The sequence below is a fragment of the Embleya sp. NPDC005971 genome, from assembly GCF_040629175.1.
Taxonomy (GTDB): domain Bacteria; phylum Actinomycetota; class Actinomycetes; order Streptomycetales; family Streptomycetaceae; genus Embleya.
Window position 1 is genome coordinate 1 of the sequence record NZ_JBEXUX010000119.1, and the last position, 17,547, is coordinate 17,547.

Below are 17,547 nucleotides of genomic sequence, written 5' to 3' on the forward strand. Positions count from 1 at the left end.
GCTCAGAGACGGAACCTTCTACGAATCCCGACCGGCCGAACCGGTCGCAGCATGACCCGATCTCGGTTGACGAAAGACATAGAGGCACCCCCCCCCGCTCGGCGAACACCCCCGCCCACCCCGAGCGCCCACCCACGACAAAGGCCGCCTCCCGAACCCGGGAAGCGGCCTTCGCCACGAATACGGCCTTCACGACGAACGAAGGCCGGACGACGCTAGGCCGGTCGCTCGACCTCCGCCGTGCCACACGCACACGAGCGCGTCTTCGGCAGCGCCGCGACCACGTCGAACAGCAGCGTGCGCAGCCGGTCGACGTTGGCCGCGAAGACCTCCATCACCTCGGCGTGGGTGACCCCCTCGCCCGCCTCGACGCCCGCGTCCAGGTCGGTGACCAGGGCGATGGCGGTGCAGCAGAGCCCGAGTTCGCGGGCGAGCACGGCCTCGGGGTGGCCGGTCATGCCGATGATCGACCAGCCCTGGCCCGCGTACCACTTGGACTCGGCGCGGGTGGAGAAGCGCGGCCCGTCGATCACCACGAGAGTGCCGCCGTCCACCGGCTCCCAGCCCGAGGTGCGCGCCCGGGCGGCGACCACCGCGCGGCCGTCCGCGCAGTACGGGTCGGCGAACGTGGTGTGCACGACCGGCGGCAGCGTTCCGTCGGCGAGCGGCAGCCCGTCGAAGAAGGTCTGGGTCCGGCCCGTGGTGCGGTCGATCAACTGGTCCGGGACCACGAGCGTGCCCGGACCGAGTTCGATCTGCAGGCCGCCGGTCGCGCACGGCGCGAGCACCTGGGTCACCCCGACGGCGCGCAGCGCCCACAGGTTGGCGCGGTAGTTGATCCGGTGCGGCGGGATCGAGTGGTCGCGGCCGTGCCGGGGCAGGAAGGCGACCCGACGGCCGGCCACCTCGCCCAGGAACAGGGCGTCACTGGGCGCGCCGTACGGCGTGTCCACGCGTACCTCGACGACGTCGTCCAGGAACGCGTAGAACCCGGAGCCGCCGATCACGCCGATCTCGGCCGGAGCCACTCCCGCCGGCAGCACGCCGGTCGCCATCGCTCAGGCCGCCGTCGACGTCGTACCGGACGAACCGGACGACGAGGAGGAGGACGACGAGGACGAGGAGGACGAGGAACCCGACGAGGACGAACCCGACGAGGACGACGAACCCGAGGACGAGGAGCCGTCCGAGGACGACGAAGACGAGGAAGAGCCGGTCGACGCCGCCGCCGGGGTCGAGGACGTGCTCGAACCTCGGCTGTCGGTGCGGTAGAAGCCGGAGCCCTTGAACACCACGCCCACCGCCGAGAAGACCTTGCGCAGCCTGCCCTGGCAGGCGGGGCACTCGGTCAGCGCGTCGTCCGTGAACTTCTGGACGGCCTCAAGGCCCTCGCCACAGGCGGTGCACTGGTACTGGTACGTCGGCACGGTCTGGTCCTCCTTCGACAGACAGGTCAGCGGGGTACTGGCACTCTCACCTGTCGAGTGCCAATGGTGCAGCATTCACCGGAGATCCGTCCACCACGGTCGCGGTCAACGGTGTAATGGGTGTCACATTCACGCTCGGTCGCAGCAGTCGCTGCCCGGTCAGCACCACCAGGAAGCCGATGCCGGCCGCCGCCAGGGTGAGCGCGAATCCGGCGCCCGAGCCATGCGCGTCGGTGAGCATTCCGGAGAAGGTCGAACCGAGTGCGAGGCCCAGGCCGATCGCGCCGGTCAGCCACGTGAACGCCTCGGTCTTGGCCTCGGCCGGGACCAGTGTGTCGACGAGGGTGAAGCCGGTGATGAGCGTCGGTGCGATCGCCAGTCCGCACAGCAACGCGACGGGCACCATGATTCCCACGCTGGGGATGGCCCACAGCGGTGCGGTGCCCAGGGCCAGCAGCGCGAACGTCACGAGCATGCGACGGTGCGCCGACCGCCGCCAGGCGATCGCGCCGTAGACCGCACCGGCGATCAGGCTGCCACCCGCGAAGACCGCGTACAGCGCGCCCGCCAGGCCGGGCCTGCCGGCCTCCTCGGCGAACGCGGTGACCGATACCTGCACCGTCCCGAAAACGCCGCCGATGCACACGAACGCCACCACCAGCAGCCGGACGCCGCCGATCCGCAGCGCGGACGCCCGCGGGGCGTCGCCGACCGCCCGGACCACCCGGCGCGGCGCGGTGCCGCGTTGCAGCGCGAACAACAGCGAGCCGACCACGGTCAGCGCGGCCTCGACGATCAGCCCGGCGGCCGGGTGCACCCCGGTGGCCAGGAAGGTGGCCACCACCGGGCCCACCACGAAGGTGAACTCGTCGGTCACCGACTCGAACGCGAACGCGGTCGGCAACAGCGGCGACCGCTCCAGGTGCGCGGCCCAGCGGGCCCGCACCATGGAGCCGATCTGCGGCACCGTCGCGCCGGAGAGCACCGCGGTGGTGAACAACAACCACAGCGGCGCGTTCGCGAGCGCCGCCACGATCAGCGCGGACACCGCCGCGCCGTGCAGCAGTGCCCCGGGGACCACTACGGCCGCCTGGCCGAAGCGGTCGGCGAGCCGACCGGTCTGCGGGCCGACGAAGGCGAGCGCGACGGCCGCGGCGGCGGAGACCGCGCCGGCCGTGCCGTACGAACCGGTCGTGTGTTTGACCAACAGCACGATGCCCAGGCCCAGCATCGCGTAGGGCAGCCGCGCGACGAGCGCGGGTGCCAGAAATCGCCACGCGGACGGGGTCCGCAACAGCGAGGAGTACGTGGAGATCATGCGCACCGCTCCCCGCGAACGGGTGCGGCGTTCCGATGCGTGGGCATCGTGGATATCGCTTCCTGCCACCTGGTGACGCACAAGGGAAACCCCGGTGCGCCGAGAGCTGTCCTCGAAAGCGTCCACCGGGGTAGATACCGAAGCCGTGCTTCGGCCGCCGTGCGGTCACGACGCCAGCCCTGCGTCAGGCAGAGTCGGTGTGTGGAGGGAATCGGCGATCGGGGCGCTCGTGAACGCCCCGACGGCAATCCACCGAATTATACCTCACGTGTCACCTTTGACTCCGAACCAACCGGCCAGCTTGCCGCCCCGGCTGACCGCGCGCAGACGATCCTCGGCGTCGTCACGCACGGTGTCGGTGGCCACCACGAGCAGGTCGTCGCCGCGTTGGAGCACGGTGGTCGGCTCGGGTACGAAGCTCTCGTCGTCGCGCACGATCAGGGTGACCGCGGCCCCGCGCGGCAGCCGCAGCTCGCCGACCTCGACGCCGTGCATGCGCGAGCCCGTCGGCACGCTGACCGACAGCAGGTGACCCTGCAACTTCTCCAGGGGCGCGGACTCCACGCCCAGGTCGGTGGGCTCGTGCTCGCCCGCGAAGCCGGCCTTGCGCGCTATCCACGGCAGTGTCGGCCCCTGGACCAGGGTGAAGACCACCACCAGTACGAAGGTGATGTTGAACAGCCGCTGGGCGTCCGGGACGTCCTTGACGATGGGGATGGTCGCGAGCACGATCGGCACCGCGCCACGCAGCCCCGCCCAGGACAGGATCAGTTGTTCGCGCCACGGTATACGGAACGGTGTCGTGGTCATCAGCACCGACAACGGCCGGGCGACCAGCAACAGGATGGTGCCGATCACCAGTGCCGGGACGATCGCGCCGGCCAACTCGTGCGGGGTGACCAGCAGTCCCAGCAGGACGAACAGACCGATCTGCGCGATCCAGCCGAGCCCCTCGGCGAAGCCGCGGGTGGCCGGGCCGTGCGGGAGTTGCGAGTTGCCCAGCACGAGCGCGGTCAGGTAGACCGCGAGGAAGCCACTGCCGTGGGCCAGCGCACCGCCGGAGTAGGCGAGTACGCACAGTGCCATCACCGCGATCGGGTACAGGCCGGACGCCGGCAGCGCGACGTGACGCAGGCCGAGCGCGCCGAGCTTGCCCACCGCGAGGCCGACGGCCACACCGATGACCAACTCCATGCCGATCTCGCCGACGATGACGTACCACGCCTCGATGTGACCCACGTGGGCGAAGGTGACCACCAGGATCACCACGGGAGCGTCGTTGAACCCGGACTCGGCCTCCAGCAGGCCGGTCAGTCGATGCGGCAGCGGCAACTTGCGCAGAACCGAGAACACCGCGGCGGCGTCCGTGGAGGAGACGATCGCGCCCATCAGGATCGCGGTCGACCAGTCCACGTCCAGCACGATCCGGGTCGCGAACGCGGTGACCGCGACGCTCACTCCGACTCCCACGGTGGACAACACCGCGGCCGCCGGCACCGACGGCTTGATCTCCTTCCAACTGGTCGCTATCCCGCCCTCGGCGAGGATTACTATCAGCGCGGCGTAGCCGAGCGTCTGGGTCAGCTCGGCGTTGTCGAAACCTATGCCGAGGCCGTCGGCCCCGATCAGGATCCCGAGTCCCAGGTAGAGCAGCAGGCTCGGCAGTCCGGTTCTGGTCGCCAGGCGTACCGCTATGACGGCGGACAACATGACGATGGCACCCAGGAGCAGGACCTGGTTGAGCTCGGACACGGACACGTGTGTCACCTCCGGCGGTCGTCGGTCCGGCCACCCCCCAGGCGGCCGCACGGAGTGCAGAACATGAAGGCAGGCGACGACGGGCAGAGCCGGCGACGCCGCGATGCGCAGGCAACCAGCGGGCCGTGGGAAGGGGGGCCCTGCCGCGCCGGCGAACCGGCGATGAATTACCTACGCCTGGCAAATATTTTACCAAAGCGAAGGATCCATACCCCAGAGGGGTCCCGTCTCGTACCCGTGGCTGTGATGCCGACGACGCTCGGCTTTTAAGGTGTCTCTTGCCGCACCGACCGCATAAGGACCTTGATGCCTCCCTCGAAGACGCCCGACCCGGAGCAGCCCCCCGGTGGCCAGGACGCCTCATCCTCCGGGTGGGACGACTGGCCCACGGGCGAGTGGCCCACATCGCAGTGGGCCGCGGCGGATCCGGTCGCGGCCCAGCGGCGCGCGGAAGAGCGCGCGGAGCGCGAGCGCCGGGCCGCGCCCGAGCCGTACGGCGAACCCGAGCCGTACGCGCCGCAAGAGCCGTATGCCGCGCAAGGACCGTACGCACCACAGGAGTCCTACACCGCCCAGGAGCCCTACACACCCCCCGAGCCGTACGCGGAGCCGCCCGCTCCCGTCGCCATCCCCGCGCCCGCCGCACCGCCCGCGGCCCGCGCCGCCGAGCCGCCGCGGGTCGAACCCGATCCCGCACCCGCGGCCGTACCCGCACCTGCCCCCGCACCCGCCGCGGAGCCCGCCGCCGCGGCCGAGCCGACCGTGCCCGGCGCCACCGCCAAGGTCAAGGAACGACCGACGACCCCCAAGGGGCCGTCCAAGGCGTGGCGCCGTTTCCGGTTGACGCTGATCGTCCTGGTCGTGGTGTTGGCCATCGCGATCGGCGGACTCGGTTGGTGGGGCTGGCAGTTGTCGCGCGACTCGTTCCCGCAGACCTCCGGCACGGTCCGGGTCCCGGGGCTGACCGGCAAGGTGGACGTGGTCCGCGACGCCGCGGGCATCCCGCAGGTGTACGCCGACACGTCCGAGGACCTCTTCCGGGGGCAGGGCTACGTACACGCCCAGGACCGGTTCTGGGAGATGGACGTACGCCGGCACATGACCTCGGGTCGGCTGTCCGAGATGTTCGGCTCCGGGCAGGTGGAGAACGACAAGTTCCTGCGCACGCTGGGCTGGCGCAAGGTGGCCGAGCAGGAGTACGCGGCGCTGCCGCCGGAGTCGCAGAAGTTCCTTCAGGCGTACGCCGAGGGGGTCAACGCCTACCTCAAGGACCACAAGGGCGCCGACGCGTCGTTCGAGTACGCGCTGCTGGGCGTCGTGCACGACGGCTACAAGGCCGAGCCGTGGACGCCGGTCGACTCGGTCGCCTGGCTCAAGGCGATGGCCTGGGACCTGCGGACCAACATGCAGGACGAGATCGACCGGGCGTTGTTGTCCGACAAGTTGACGGTCAACCAGATCGACGAGCTCTACCCGCCGTATCCGTACGAGGCGAACAAGCCGATCGTGCGCGACGGAGCGATCGTCAAGGACGCCCGGGACGGCAAGACCGAGCGTTTCGTCCAGGACGCGCCGCCCGCGGTGCCCTCCAAGAGTGCGCAGAACGTGCTCGCCGGGCTGTCCGAGTCGCTGGCCAAGCTGCCCTCGCTGTTCAGCGAGAAGTCCTCCGGCGTCGGCTCCAACTCGTGGGTGGTGGCGGGCAGTCGCACCAGCACCGGCAAGCCGCTGCTGGCCAACGACCCGCACCTGTCCCCGTCGTTGCCCTCGGTCTGGTACCAGATGGGCCTGCACTGCCGCACGGTCGGGCCGCAGTGCCAGTACAACGTCTCCGGCTTCACCTTCTCCGGCATGCCGGGCGTGGTCATCGGCCACAACCAGAAGATCTCGTGGGGCTTCACCAACCTCGGCGCCGACGTGACCGATCTCTACCTGGAGAAGGTCCAGGGCGACGGCGTGCTCTACAACAACAAGTACGAGCCGTTCACCGAGGTCCGCCAGGAGACGATCAAGGTGGCCGGCGGCGGCGATCGCCACCTCACCGTGCGCACCACCCGGCACGGACCGATCCTGTCCGATGTCTCGGACGTGTCCGACGAGTTGCAGGACGTCGGCAAGGACGCGCCGATCCCGGACCCGAGCCCCCAGCGCGAGGAGGGCTTCGCGGTCGCGCTGCGCTGGACCGCGCTGGATCCGGGCACCTCGATGGACGCGCTCTTCCAACTGAACAAGGCGCAGAACTGGAACGACTTCCGGGCCGCGCTGAAGAACTTCGACGCGCCGTCGCAGAACGCGATCTACGCGGACGTCGAGGGGCACATCGGCTACCAGGCGCCCGGCAAGATCCCGGTGCGTCGTACCGGTGACGGCCGCTGGCCGGTGTACGGGTGGGACGCCAAGTACGACTGGGCGGGCACCATCCCGTTCGACTCGCTGCCGAACGTGTACGACCCGCCGGAGGGCTACATCGTCACCGCCAACAACGCGGTCACCTCGCCGGCGTACCCGTACCTGCTGACCTCGGACTGGGGCTACGGCGCCCGCAGTCGGCGGATCGAGGAGATGATCGTCAAGGCGCCGGGCAAGATCGACGCGGCGATGATGCAGAAGATGCAGGCCGACGACCTCAATCCGGTCGCGCAGTTCCTGGTGCCCTACCTGCTCGCGGTCCGCATCGACGATCCGTGGGTACGCGAGGCGCAGGACCTGCTTCGCAATTGGGACATGCGCAACGAGGCGGACTCCAAGTCGGCCGCGTACTTCAACGCGGTGTGGCGCCAGGTGCTGATGCTCGCCTTCGGCGACAAGATGCCGTTCTCGGTCCGGGCCGACAACGACTGCGCGAGCAACCCGACGAACAACCACGTGCAGTGCGGCGATCGGGACGACTCGACCGCGCAGCCCGACGGTGGCGACCGGTGGAACGAGGTGGCCCGCACGCTGCTGGCCGCCCCGGAGAGCCCGTGGTGGAACATCTCCAAGAACCCGGGTTCGATCACCACCCGCGACGGTCTGCTGCACAAGGCGATGACCGAGGCCAAGAAGGACCTCACCGCCCGGCTCGGCAAGGACATCGACACCTGGTCGTGGGGTCGGCTGCACACGCTGACGCTGCGCAACCAGACGCTGGGCACCGAGGGGCCGGGCGTGGTCAAGTACATGCTCAACCGCGGCCCGTACCAAATGGGCGGCGGCGAGGGCCTGGTCGACGCGACCGGGTGGAACGTCGCGCAGGGCTACGAGGTGACCACCGTGCCGTCGATGCGGATGGTGGTGGACCTGTCCGACCCCGACGCGTCCCGCTGGATCAACCTCACCGGCGCGTCCGGACACGTCTGGCACGACAACTACACCGACCAGACCGACCTGTGGCGCCAGGGCAAGACGCTGCCCTGGGCGTACACCCCCGCGGCGGTGGACAAGGCGGCCAAACACCGGCTGACCCTGGAGCCCGGCGGCCCGGCCGTACCGGCCGCACCCGCCCCGGCCGGCCCGTGACGGCGGCCCGCGGCGGTGCTACCGGGTGAACCGGTACACCGCCGCGGGCGTCACCGCGATGTCCACCGGCACGTCGTGCGGCTCGGCCGGCACCCGGTCGAGCACCTCGTCGTCGTAGAGCAGCACCACCGTCACGGCCGAGGCCGGCACCCGGGCCAGCGCCCGGTCGTAGGACCCGCCGCCGCGCCCGAGCCGCAGCCCCCGGCGATCCACCGCGAGCCCCGGCACCACGAGCACGTCCGCCGTCCGCACCCCCTCGACGCCCAGCCTGGGCCCGATCGGCTCGCGCAGTCCCCGGCCGGCCGGCACCAGCGAGGCGGGCCCCTGGTAGAGCGCCCAGTCCAGGTCGTTGTCCGACAACAGCACCGGCAGCAGCACCCGCCGCGTCGACCCGGCGGCGAGGTCCTCGGCCAGATCCCGCCCGCCCGGCTCCGAGCCCACCGGCACATACGCCGCCACGGTCGTGGCGGCGGCCACCTCGGGGAGCGCGAGGAGCGCGTCCCGGAGCGCGCGACTCGCCGCGACACGCCGGTCCGACCCTACGTGTGACCGTGAGTGCATCAACTGTGACCTCAGCGTGGCCTTGTCGTTGAGGATGTCCTTCATGCTGTTCCCTGAATGACGTGTTTGGACGGGTTATCGAAGGAGTCCGCGCAATCGACACAGTTCGCGCCACCGCACCTGACCCGGACCCCGCATGGGCCTGACTTTCGAACGTCTCCTGATCATCCTGCTCGTCGGCGCGCTCTCGGTCGCGGTCGGCTCGCTGGCGGTCGCCGTGCGCCGGTTGCGCGCGATCGCCGGCAACGAGCTGCCCGAACTGCGCCACGAGGTCACCCGGCTGGAACTCAGCCGCGCCGAACTGGAGCGGCTGTCGGTGACCGATCCGCTGACCGGCGTGTGGAACTACCGCTACCTGCAACTCGTGCTGGACCGCGAGGTGATGCGCGCGTCCCGGTTCGGCCGGCCGCTCGGGTTGCTCATGCTCGACCTCGACCATTTTCGCGACGTCAACGAGCGGCACGGCCACCAGGGCGCGAGCGCGGTGTTGCGCGAGGTCGCCCAGCGGCTGGCGCTGGAGATCCGCCAGGTGGACACGATCGCCCGCTACGGCGGTGAGGAGTTCGTGATCCTGCTGCCCGAGACCGACGCGGCCGGGGCGGCCAAGGTCGCCGAACGGCTGTGCTACGCGGTGCGGCGCGGCACGTTCGGCGCGACGGCCGACCCGGTGCGGTTGACGATGGCGATCGGCCTGGCCGTGCTGCCCGGGGACGGCACCCACGCCACGACCCTGTTGCGGGCCGCGGACCGCGAACTGGCCCGGGCCAAACGGGCGGGTGGCGACCGATTCTGCGGCCCGGATCCGGCCGAAGGCAGACCCCACGTCGACAACCGGCCGATCGCCGGGCTTCCGGGCACCCCAGGTGATCTCACCCGTTAGTGTGCGAGCATGCCTGCGCGCCGCTCGTTCCACATCACGAAGGCCGTCGTACCCGCAGCCGGTCTGGGGACCCGCTTCCTGCCGGCCACCAAGGCGACGCCCAAGGAGATGTTGCCGGTCGTGGACACGCCGGCCATCCAGTACGTGGTCGAGGAGGCCGTGGCGGCCGGGTTGACCGACGTGCTGATGGTCACCGGGCGCAACAAACGCCCGCTGGAGGACCACTTCGACCGCGCCTACGAGCTCGAACACGCGCTGGCCGCCAAGGGCGACCTGGATCGGCTCAAGCTGGTCCGCGAGTCGAGCGAACTGGCCGCGATCCACTACGTCCGCCAGGGCGACCCGCGCGGCCTGGGCCACGCGGTCTCCTGCGCCCGCCCGCACGTGGGCGACGAGCCGTTCGCGGTGCTGCTCGGCGACGACCTGATCGACCCGCGCGATCCGCTGCTGAGCACGATGTTGCGGGTGCGCCGCGAACTCGGCGGCAGCGTGGTCGCCTTGATCGAGGTCGACCCGACCCAGATCCACCTCTACGGTTGCGCGGCCGTCGAACCGCTCGCCGAAGGCGTCTCCGAGCCCGGCGTGGTGCGGGTGACCGACCTGGTGGAGAAGCCGGAACCGGGCCTGGCGCCCAGCAACTTCGCGGTGATCGGCCGCTACCTGCTCGACCCCTCGGTCTTCGACGTGCTCGAACACACCCCGCCGGGTCGAGGCGGCGAGATCCAGCTCACCGACGCCCTGCGAGTGCTCGCGGGCCGGGGGCCGGACGAGGGCGGCACGGTGCACGGCGTGCTCTTCTCCGGCCGCCGGTACGACACCGGCGACCGGGCCGACTATCTGCGTGCCATCGTGAAGCTGGCATGCGAGCGTGATGATCTGGGACCCGAGTTCCGGGCCTGGCTGAGGCAGTACGTGAACGAGGAGATGCAAGCATGAAAAGCGTCGAGGACCACCTGACCGGGATCCTCGAACGGATCGCACCGCTGGCCCCCCTCGAACTGCAACTGCTCGACGCGCACGGCAGCCTTCTGGTCGACGAGGTGGCCGCCACCGGCGACCTGCCGCCGTTCGACAACTCGTCGATGGACGGATACGCGGTGCGACTCGCCGACGTCGCCGACGCGGGCGAGCGTTATCCGGTGGTGCTCGACGTGGTGGACGACATCGCTGCGGGCAACGACCCCAAGATCGCCATCGGTTCCGGTACCTGTGCCCGGATCATGACCGGCGCGCCGCTGCCGGAGGGCGCCGAGGCGATCGTGCCGGTCGAGTGGACCGACGCGGGCATGCCCACGGTACGGATCACCAGGGCGCCGAAGGCCGGCCAGTACATCCGCCGCCGGGGCAGCGACGTCACCGCCGGCCAGACCGTCCTGGACGGGGGCAGCACGATCGGCTCGGCGCAGGTCGGCCTGCTCGCCGCGATCGGCCGCGAGCGCATCCGGGTGCGTCCCAAGCCGCGCGTGGTGATCCTGTCCACCGGCAGCGAGCTGACCCAGCCGGGCCGGCCGATCGGCCCCGGCCAGATCCGCGACTCGAACAGCTACATGCTCACCGCCGCCGCACGCGAGGCGGGCGCCATCGCGTACCGGGTCGGCAACGTGCCGGACGACCCGAAGATCCTGATCGACACGATCGAGGACCAGCTCATCCGGGCCGACGTGGTGGTCACCACGGGCGGGGTGAGCGCGGGCGCCTACGACGTGGTCAAGGAGGTGCTCTCCGAACTGGGCACGGTCGAGTTCGGCAAGGTCGCGATGCAGCCGGGGATGCCGCAGGGCTTCGGCGTGATCGGCCCGGACGAGACGCCGATCTTCACCCTTCCCGGCAATCCGGTCAGCGCGTTCGTGTCCTTCGAGGTGTTCGTGCGTCCGGCGCTGTTGCGGATGCAGGGCGCCGAGGTCACCGAGCGGCCGGTCGTGCGGGCCACCTGTTCGGCGGCGCTGAAGTCCCCCGAGGGCAAGCGCCAGTTCCTGCGGGCTTGGTACACCCCGCCGGTGGCGGGGGTGGGCGAGGGCACCGTGGACCCGGTCGGCGGCACCGGCTCCCACCTGCTCGGCAGCCTGGCCAAGGCGAACGCGTTGATCACCCTGCCCGCCGACGTCACCGAGGTCGCCGAGGGCGCCGAGGTGTCCGTGATGCTGCTCGGCTGAGCGCCGCGAGCCTCGTCCGGGCGGGCCCGTGCATGCGGGCCGCCCGGTTGTGCCTCTAACGTTGCCCCAGCACGACACGTGGTGGTCCGACACACCCGGCGGTTCGATACACCCGACATTCCGATACACCCGCAGTTCGATCACAAGGCACTTCGACGCCCACCCACACGGGGGGCTCACCGTATGGGGTGGAAAGTTGACGCGCGGCGCCAAGAACCTCACGCACCTGGACGAGGCCGGCGCGGCCCGCATGGTGGACGTCACGGCCAAGCAGATCTCGGTCCGCACGGGCACCGCCTCGGGCCGGGTGCTCGTGTCGCCCCGCGTGGTCGAACTGCTCCGGGGCGAGGGCATGCCCAAGGGTGACGCACTGGCCACCGCCCGGATCGCGGGCATCATGGCGGCCAAGCGCACGCCCGACCTGGTGCCGCTGTGTCACCCGATCGCGCTGCACGGCGTCGCGGTGGACCTGACCGTGCACGACGACGCGGTGGCGATCACCGCGACCGTGCGCACCGCCGACCGAACCGGCGTCGAGATGGAGGCGCTGACCGCGGTCTCCGTCGCGGCGCTCACGGTCGTGGACATGATCAAGGCAGTGGACCCGGGCGCGGTCATCACCGATGTCCGGGTCGAGCGCAAGACGGGCGGCGCCTCCGGAGACTGGCAACGGGACACCGGGGCAGAGGCCACACAACGGGACGGAGGGCAAGTCTGATGCGAGCCATGGTGATCACCGTGTCCACGCGCGCGGCGGCCGGGACCTACGGGGACGAGAGCGGTCCGGTGATCGTGCGCGGGCTGCAGGCGCTGGGCTTCGAGACGCGGGGCCCGCAGATCGTGCCGGACGGCGAGCCCGTCGGCCAGGCGCTGCGGGACGCGGTGGCCGGCCACTACGACGTGATCATCACCACCGGGGGGACCGGGCTCAACCCGTTCGACCAGACTCCGCAGATGACCAGCCGGGTGATCAGCTACGAGGTGCCGGGCATCGCCGAGGCGATCCGGATGGAGAACTTCGACAAGGTGCCGACCTCGATCCTGTCGCGCGGCATCGCCGGCGTCGCGATCACCCAGGACTCGCACTGGACCTACCGCAGCCTGATCGTCAACCTGCCCGGCTCGCCCGGCGGCGCACAGGACGGCATCAACGTGCTGGCCAAGGTGTTGCCGCACGTGGTGTCCCAGCTCCAGGGCGGCGACCACCAGCAGGGCGGCGGGTTCGGCGGCGGCGGTGGTGGCGGCTTCGGCGGCGGTGGGCAGCAGCCCGCGCCCGGAGGCGGCGGCTACCAGGGCGGCTTCGGTGGCGGGGGTGGCTACCAGGGCGGCGGCGCGGGCGGTGGGTTCCAGGGCGGCGGGGGCTACGGAGGGGCGCAGCAGCCGCCATGGGGCACGCGCTGACTCGCGGGTGGCCGGTGGAACTCACCGAGGGCCGGGTCACCCTGCGCCCGATCCGCGCCCGGGACGCCGTCGCCTGGCAGGAGGTGCACACCCGCAATCGCGAGTGGTTGCGCCGCTGGGAGGCGACCGTGCCGCCGGGCTCCGCGGCGGGTCGGCGGCCGACGTTTCGCCAGATGGTGCGCTTCCTGCGGGCCGAGGCGGGCGCGGGCCGGATGTTGCCGTTCGTGGTGCTGTACGACGGGCAGTTGGTCGGTCAGGTCACGGTCGCCGGGATCACCTGGGGGTCGATGTGCTCGGCGCACGTCGGCTACTGGGTGGACGAACGGGTGGCCGGGCTGGGCGTGATGCCGACGGCGGTCGCGCTCGCGGCCGATCACTGCTTCTTCCGGCTCGGCGTGCACCGGCTGGAGGTGTGCATCCGACCGGAGAACCGGGCCAGCCGGCGGGTGGTGGACAAGCTGGGCTTTCGCGAGGAGGGTCTGCGCCCGCGCTATCTGCACATCGACGGCGACTGGCGCGACCATCTCGCCTACGCGTTGAACGCCGAGGAGGTCCCCGAGGGGCTGCTGATGCGGTGGCGCGCCTACCGGGAGAGCCGGGGTTTCACCTGGTAAGTGGAATCTCTTCGAGGTCGATCCCGCCATATCGACACATCGATCTTGCGATTTCGCTACTCTCCCGGAGATATGAGCGGTGTCACCTCGGCAGACCCCGGCGCCCCCGGGAGAACGGCTGCCCGAGGGGTCTCGGGAGCCACATCGGCTCCGGGCGTCCCGGGCGTCCCGGTTGTTTCCACCGGGTCGGGGGTCCCGGTTGTTTCGACCGGGCCAGGCTTCCTGGTGAATTCGGTCCTGTCGGGCTTCCCGGTTGTTTCGCCCGTGTCGGGCGGTTCGGTGGATTTGCTCGCCCCGGCCGTCTCGGCAGTCACATTCGTCACATCGGCATCACCGCGGATCGGGCGACACACCGTGCCTAATCCGACGATGCGGTGCCCATCCGGCTTAGCGTGTGAAGCGTGAACGGCAGCGGCCTGATCTACGCAGCGATCGTGGGGGCCTGGGCTGCCTATCTGGTGCCCATGTGGCTTCGCCGACAGGACGAGCTGAACGAGGCCCGGCCGACCGAGCGATTCACCACCGCGATCCGGATTCTCTCCCGTCGTGGCGCCTTCGAGCGCCGCTCCGCCCGGGCGCTCGCCGACGAGGGCACGGACGCGCCCGAACGACGCGGCCCGGCCGAACCGCCGCGCGCTCGGCAACACCCGGGCAAGGCCGCGGCGGCGCAACCGGCCGCGCCGCAGCCGGTGGTGTCGCAGCCGGCCGCGACCGCGGGGCCGGCGACACCGGCCAAGGCCGCCAAGTCCGGCACGACCAAGCGACCCGCCGCCCCGGTGCGCCGGGACGAGGGGCGGGCCGCGCTGCTCACCCGGCGCCGCCGGGTCATCGCGACCCTGTTCGCCACCTTCACCGCCGGCGCGGTCCTGGCCGGGGTGGCCGGCCTCGCCTGGGTGTGGCTGCCGGCCGTACCCGGCGTCCTGTTGTCCGCCTACATCGTGCATCTGCGCGTACAGGAGCGGCGGCGCTACGAGGCGGGCCTGCGTCGGTTGGGTCGCCCGGCGGCCGGCAAGCCCGGCTCGGCGGCCGACGCCGCGTCGGCCGGCGAAGCGCGCCCGCGGACCAAGGCCCGCGAGAGCCACGACGTGCCGCCGCCCGAGCCCCGCGCCGCGACCCCGCCGGCACCTCGCTCGGGGACCGGTTCGTCCGGGCCGGGCAGCGCCTCGGGGGCCGCGCCCTCGGCCGCGCCCCGGGGCAGGCGCGACCGGGAGGCGGAGGAGCCCGCGCTGGCCGAGTGGATCGCCGAACTGGCCACCGGCGGCGGCGCGCACGACCGCGACTCGTGGGACCCGGTGCCGGTCCCGCTGCCCACCTACGTGACCGCGCCGGTGGTTCCACGCGGCGAAGTCGAACACGAGCCGGAACGCCCGCAGATCCACGCCGTCCCGGACCCCGGCCCGGCCGAGGCACCGCGCCCGTCCACCCCGTTGTTCGACCAATACGCCGAGGACACCCGCACCGGTTACGGCGCCTCGGTGGACTCGCTGCCCCTGTACGAACACGAGTGGCGCCGGGCCGCCAACGACTGAATACCCGTGCACGACCCACCTCGACGAGGTGGTAATGTTTCTCCTCGTTGGGCCTGTGGCGCAGTCTGGTAGCGCACCTCGTTCGCATCGAGGGGGTCTGGGGTTCAAATCCCCACAGGTCCACACAGCACGAAAGCCTCGCCGGATTTTCCGGCGAGGCTTTCGTCGTTTTCGACCCGATCACCCGCTCGCCCGTTGCTCGCCCGGCCGGGTGCGGACGGTGAAATGCGGCAACTCGTGGACCGGGAACGGTGGTTGGCCGAGGGGTGGCCGGCGGGGGTGGGTGCGCGGTGCGGCTGTGGCCCGCGTCACTGCGCGACGGTCGGGGCCGGGTGTCGCGGCGGTGACGCGTCGGTGAACTGTGTCGCATTTCGCGGCGATCGGGAATGCGTGGCGGAGAGTCGCTCTTGGCCAAGGACGTGGCCCCGCGCCCTGCGTGGAGGTGCGCTGCGGTTCACTGCGCTGCCGTGGGTGGCGGAGTGTGTTCGGGTGGTTATTACGGTCGCGTAGGCGAGGTGAGCGATGCCAACATCGGGTGACATGGCCGAGCTAGTGAATCGACACGGGAACCTGTCCGGAATCAACTCTTATGTGGCCATCGGCGACAGCTTCACCGAAGGGGTCGGCGATCCCGGCCCGGACGGGAGGTTTCTCGGATGGGCCGATCGGTTCGCGGCTCGGCTCGCGGTCGAGCAGCCGGGGTTGAGGTACGCGAATCTCGCCGTGCGCGGGAAGTTGTTGCACCAGATCGTCGAGGAGCAGGTGCCGCAGGCCATCGCGGCGCAGCCCGATCTGGTGACGTTGTGCGCGGGCGGCAACGATGTGCTGCGGCCCGGGAGCGATCCGGACAAGTTGGCCGCCGAGTACGAGGAGGCGGTCGCCGCGTTGACGGCGGCGGGCGCGCGGGTCGTGGTGTTCACCGGGTTCGATACGCGCTGGGTGCCGGTGCTCAAGCTGATCCGGGGCAAGGTGGCCACCTACAACGAACTGTTGCGGGCGGTCGCGGATCGCTACGACTGTGCCGTGGCGGACATGTGGGGGCTCACCTCGCTGCACGATCGGCGGGCGTGGAGCGAGGACCGGCTGCACCTGTCGCCGGAGGGTCACGACCGGGTGGCGCTCAAGGTCGGGCGGGCGCTCGGGCTGGCCGCCGAGGGCGACCCGGATGCGCCGTGGCCGGCCGAGGAGGTCGAGGTCACCGCTGGTGCGGCACGGCTGGAGAACGTGCATTGGGCGCGGGAGCACCTGGTGCCGTGGATCGGGCGGCGGCTGCGGGGGCAGTCGTCCGGGGACCACATCACCGCTAAGCGGCCGGAGTTGGCGCCGCTGGACGTCGCTGCGGTTGCGCCCGTTGGCGCGCCCGTGAGGCGTCAAGCCTCGTAGGGGGTGTCCTCGCGTGTCCTCAAGCGCCGGACTGGCTGAGGGGGTTGCGGGGCTGCGCGTGCGCTCGTCTCGCGAGGCTTGGGGTGTCCTCAAACGCCGGACGGGCTGATTGGGGTTGCTGCCCGGGTGTGCGTGCGTCTTGTGGGGCTTGGGGTGTCCTCAAACGCCGGACGGGCTGAGTGGGGTTGTCTACCTGGGTGTGTGCGTTTTGGGGCCTTGGGGGTTGGAGGCTACGGCGTGGGGGGTTCTGCCGTGGTGCCGAGGATCAGGAGGCGGGCGGAGCGGGTTACGGTTTGTTCGACTTCGGTCATGGACATGCGGCCGAAGGCCCAGCTGAAGAGGGCACCTTCCCAGGCGATGCCGAGCAGGTGGACGAACTCGTCGGCGTCGGCGATCTCGTCGGCTACCGCGGTGCGGAACATGTCGTTCATGATGCGGTTGATCTCGCGGTGGCAGTCGCCCACGCCGGCGTCGGACGAGCCGAGGGCGTGGATCAGCGCGGCGGTCAGCCGCGGGTGGCGGGCCATCGTGCGGCAGGTGGCGCGCAGGATCGCGCAGACCCGTTCCGCGGCGTCGACGCCGTCCGGCCGGGCCGCGCCGCTGCGTTCCAGTGCCGCGATCCACTCCAGGTGGGTGGCCGCGAGCAGGTGGTCCTTCGAGGAGAAGTGCCGGTAGATGGTCGCCGACGAGAGCCGGGACAGGCGGACCACGTCGCGCATCTGCACGCTGTCGTAGCCGCCCGCCGCGGCCAGTTCGCGGGTCGCCTCGATGGCTCGCCTGCGTATGTCCTGCTCTCGCGCGACGGACACCGGCGCAGCCTCTCTCGGGATCGACGACGGGATCGGCAACGGGATCGGCGTCGGCACGCTAGATCCAGGTGCTGAACCACATGCGATCCAGCCACCCGCTGCGGGAGATCGTCTCACCGGTGAAGATCGGATAGAAGTACAGGAAGTTCCAGGCGATCAGGGCGATGATGGCGACGACGCCGGCGGTGCCCCAGGCGCGTCGTCGTTCGGATGCGTCGG

The 17,547-nt window shown here is 71.0% G+C and carries 15 protein-coding genes and 1 tRNA gene; 10 read left to right on the forward strand and 6 right to left on the reverse strand.

Annotated features, from left to right (window positions below):
• Positions 1-215 precede the first annotated feature (215 nt).
• From ABZ374_RS46610 to ABZ374_RS46625, 4 genes are all read right to left on the reverse strand, one after another.
• The gene (locus ABZ374_RS46610; protein ID WP_360324413.1) at positions 216-1,055 is read right to left on the reverse strand and encodes an S-methyl-5'-thioadenosine phosphorylase; all 840 of its coding nucleotides are present in this window, start codon (positions 1,053-1,055) and stop codon (positions 216-218) included.
• 3 nt (positions 1,056-1,058) lie between these two features.
• Positions 1,059-1,427, reverse strand: a complete 369-nt coding sequence (locus ABZ374_RS46615; protein WP_360324415.1) for an FmdB family zinc ribbon protein — start codon at positions 1,425-1,427, stop codon at positions 1,059-1,061.
• A 46-nt stretch (positions 1,428-1,473) separates the two neighbouring features.
• Positions 1,474-2,745, reverse strand: coding sequence for an MFS transporter (locus ABZ374_RS46620; RefSeq protein WP_360324417.1), 1,272 nt, complete (start codon positions 2,743-2,745; stop codon positions 1,474-1,476).
• 264 nt (positions 2,746-3,009) lie between these two features.
• On the reverse strand, positions 3,010-4,512 hold the full coding sequence (locus ABZ374_RS46625; protein WP_360324419.1) for a potassium/proton antiporter: 1,503 nt from the start codon (positions 4,510-4,512) through the stop codon (positions 3,010-3,012).
• Positions 4,513-4,809: 297 nt separating this feature from the next.
• On the opposite strand from ABZ374_RS46625, the gene ABZ374_RS46630 reads away from it, so the two are divergent.
• Positions 4,810-7,998 carry a penicillin acylase family protein gene (locus ABZ374_RS46630; protein WP_360324421.1) on the forward strand — a complete coding sequence of 1,063 codons (3,189 nt, stop codon included), beginning with the start codon at positions 4,810-4,812 and terminating at the stop codon, positions 7,996-7,998.
• A gap of 18 nt (positions 7,999-8,016) precedes the next feature.
• Here ABZ374_RS46630 and ABZ374_RS46635 read toward each other — a convergent pair whose 3' ends face one another.
• On the reverse strand, positions 8,017-8,604 hold the full coding sequence (locus ABZ374_RS46635) for a 5-formyltetrahydrofolate cyclo-ligase (protein WP_360324423.1): 588 nt from the start codon (positions 8,602-8,604) through the stop codon (positions 8,017-8,019).
• 91 nt (positions 8,605-8,695) lie between these two features.
• Between ABZ374_RS46635 and ABZ374_RS46640 the strand changes: the two genes are divergently transcribed.
• The 9 genes from ABZ374_RS46640 to ABZ374_RS46680 all read left to right on the forward strand — a co-directional run bounded on the left by ABZ374_RS46640 (position 8,696) and on the right by ABZ374_RS46680 (position 16,519).
• Complete coding sequence (locus tag ABZ374_RS46640; RefSeq protein ID WP_360324425.1) at positions 8,696-9,439, forward strand: GGDEF domain-containing protein; 744 nt, start codon at positions 8,696-8,698, stop codon at positions 9,437-9,439.
• 9 nt (positions 9,440-9,448) lie between these two features.
• Entirely contained in the window at positions 9,449-10,375 is a 927-nt protein-coding gene (locus ABZ374_RS46645) for a UTP--glucose-1-phosphate uridylyltransferase (protein ID WP_360324427.1), read from the forward strand.
• Complete coding sequence (gene glp, locus ABZ374_RS46650) at positions 10,372-11,592, forward strand: gephyrin-like molybdotransferase Glp (protein ID WP_360324429.1); 1,221 nt, start codon at positions 10,372-10,374, stop codon at positions 11,590-11,592. The genes ABZ374_RS46645 and glp overlap by 4 nt, the downstream gene beginning before the upstream one ends.
• A 250-nt stretch (positions 11,593-11,842) precedes the next feature.
• Complete coding sequence (gene moaC / locus ABZ374_RS46655; protein WP_360324441.1) at positions 11,843-12,310, forward strand: cyclic pyranopterin monophosphate synthase MoaC; 468 nt, start codon at positions 11,843-11,845, stop codon at positions 12,308-12,310.
• A gap of 8 nt (positions 12,311-12,318) precedes the next feature.
• Positions 12,319-12,993: a MogA/MoaB family molybdenum cofactor biosynthesis protein gene (locus ABZ374_RS46660; RefSeq protein ID WP_360324431.1), complete on the forward strand. Its 675-nt coding sequence runs from the start codon at positions 12,319-12,321 to the stop codon at positions 12,991-12,993.
• Positions 12,978-13,607 carry a GNAT family protein gene (locus ABZ374_RS46665; RefSeq protein ID WP_360324433.1) on the forward strand — a complete coding sequence of 210 codons (630 nt, stop codon included), beginning with the start codon at positions 12,978-12,980 and terminating at the stop codon, positions 13,605-13,607. Before ABZ374_RS46660 ends, ABZ374_RS46665 begins: the two co-directional genes overlap by 16 nt.
• Before the next feature lie 401 nt (positions 13,608-14,008).
• Positions 14,009-15,136, forward strand: a complete 1,128-nt coding sequence (locus ABZ374_RS46670; protein ID WP_360324435.1) for a hypothetical protein — start codon at positions 14,009-14,011, stop codon at positions 15,134-15,136.
• Between the two features lie 49 nt (positions 15,137-15,185).
• Positions 15,186-15,259, forward strand: a tRNA-Ala gene (locus tag ABZ374_RS46675).
• 417 nt (positions 15,260-15,676) lie between these two features.
• Positions 15,677-16,519 carry an SGNH/GDSL hydrolase family protein gene (locus tag ABZ374_RS46680; protein ID WP_360324437.1) on the forward strand — a complete coding sequence of 281 codons (843 nt, stop codon included), beginning with the start codon at positions 15,677-15,679 and terminating at the stop codon, positions 16,517-16,519.
• Positions 16,520-16,749: 230 nt separating this feature from the next.
• Here ABZ374_RS46680 and ABZ374_RS46685 read toward each other — a convergent pair whose 3' ends face one another.
• Positions 16,750-17,328 carry a TetR family transcriptional regulator gene (locus ABZ374_RS46685; protein ID WP_360324439.1) on the reverse strand — a complete coding sequence of 193 codons (579 nt, stop codon included), beginning with the start codon at positions 17,326-17,328 and terminating at the stop codon, positions 16,750-16,752.
• Positions 17,329-17,547: the final 219 nt, after the last annotated feature.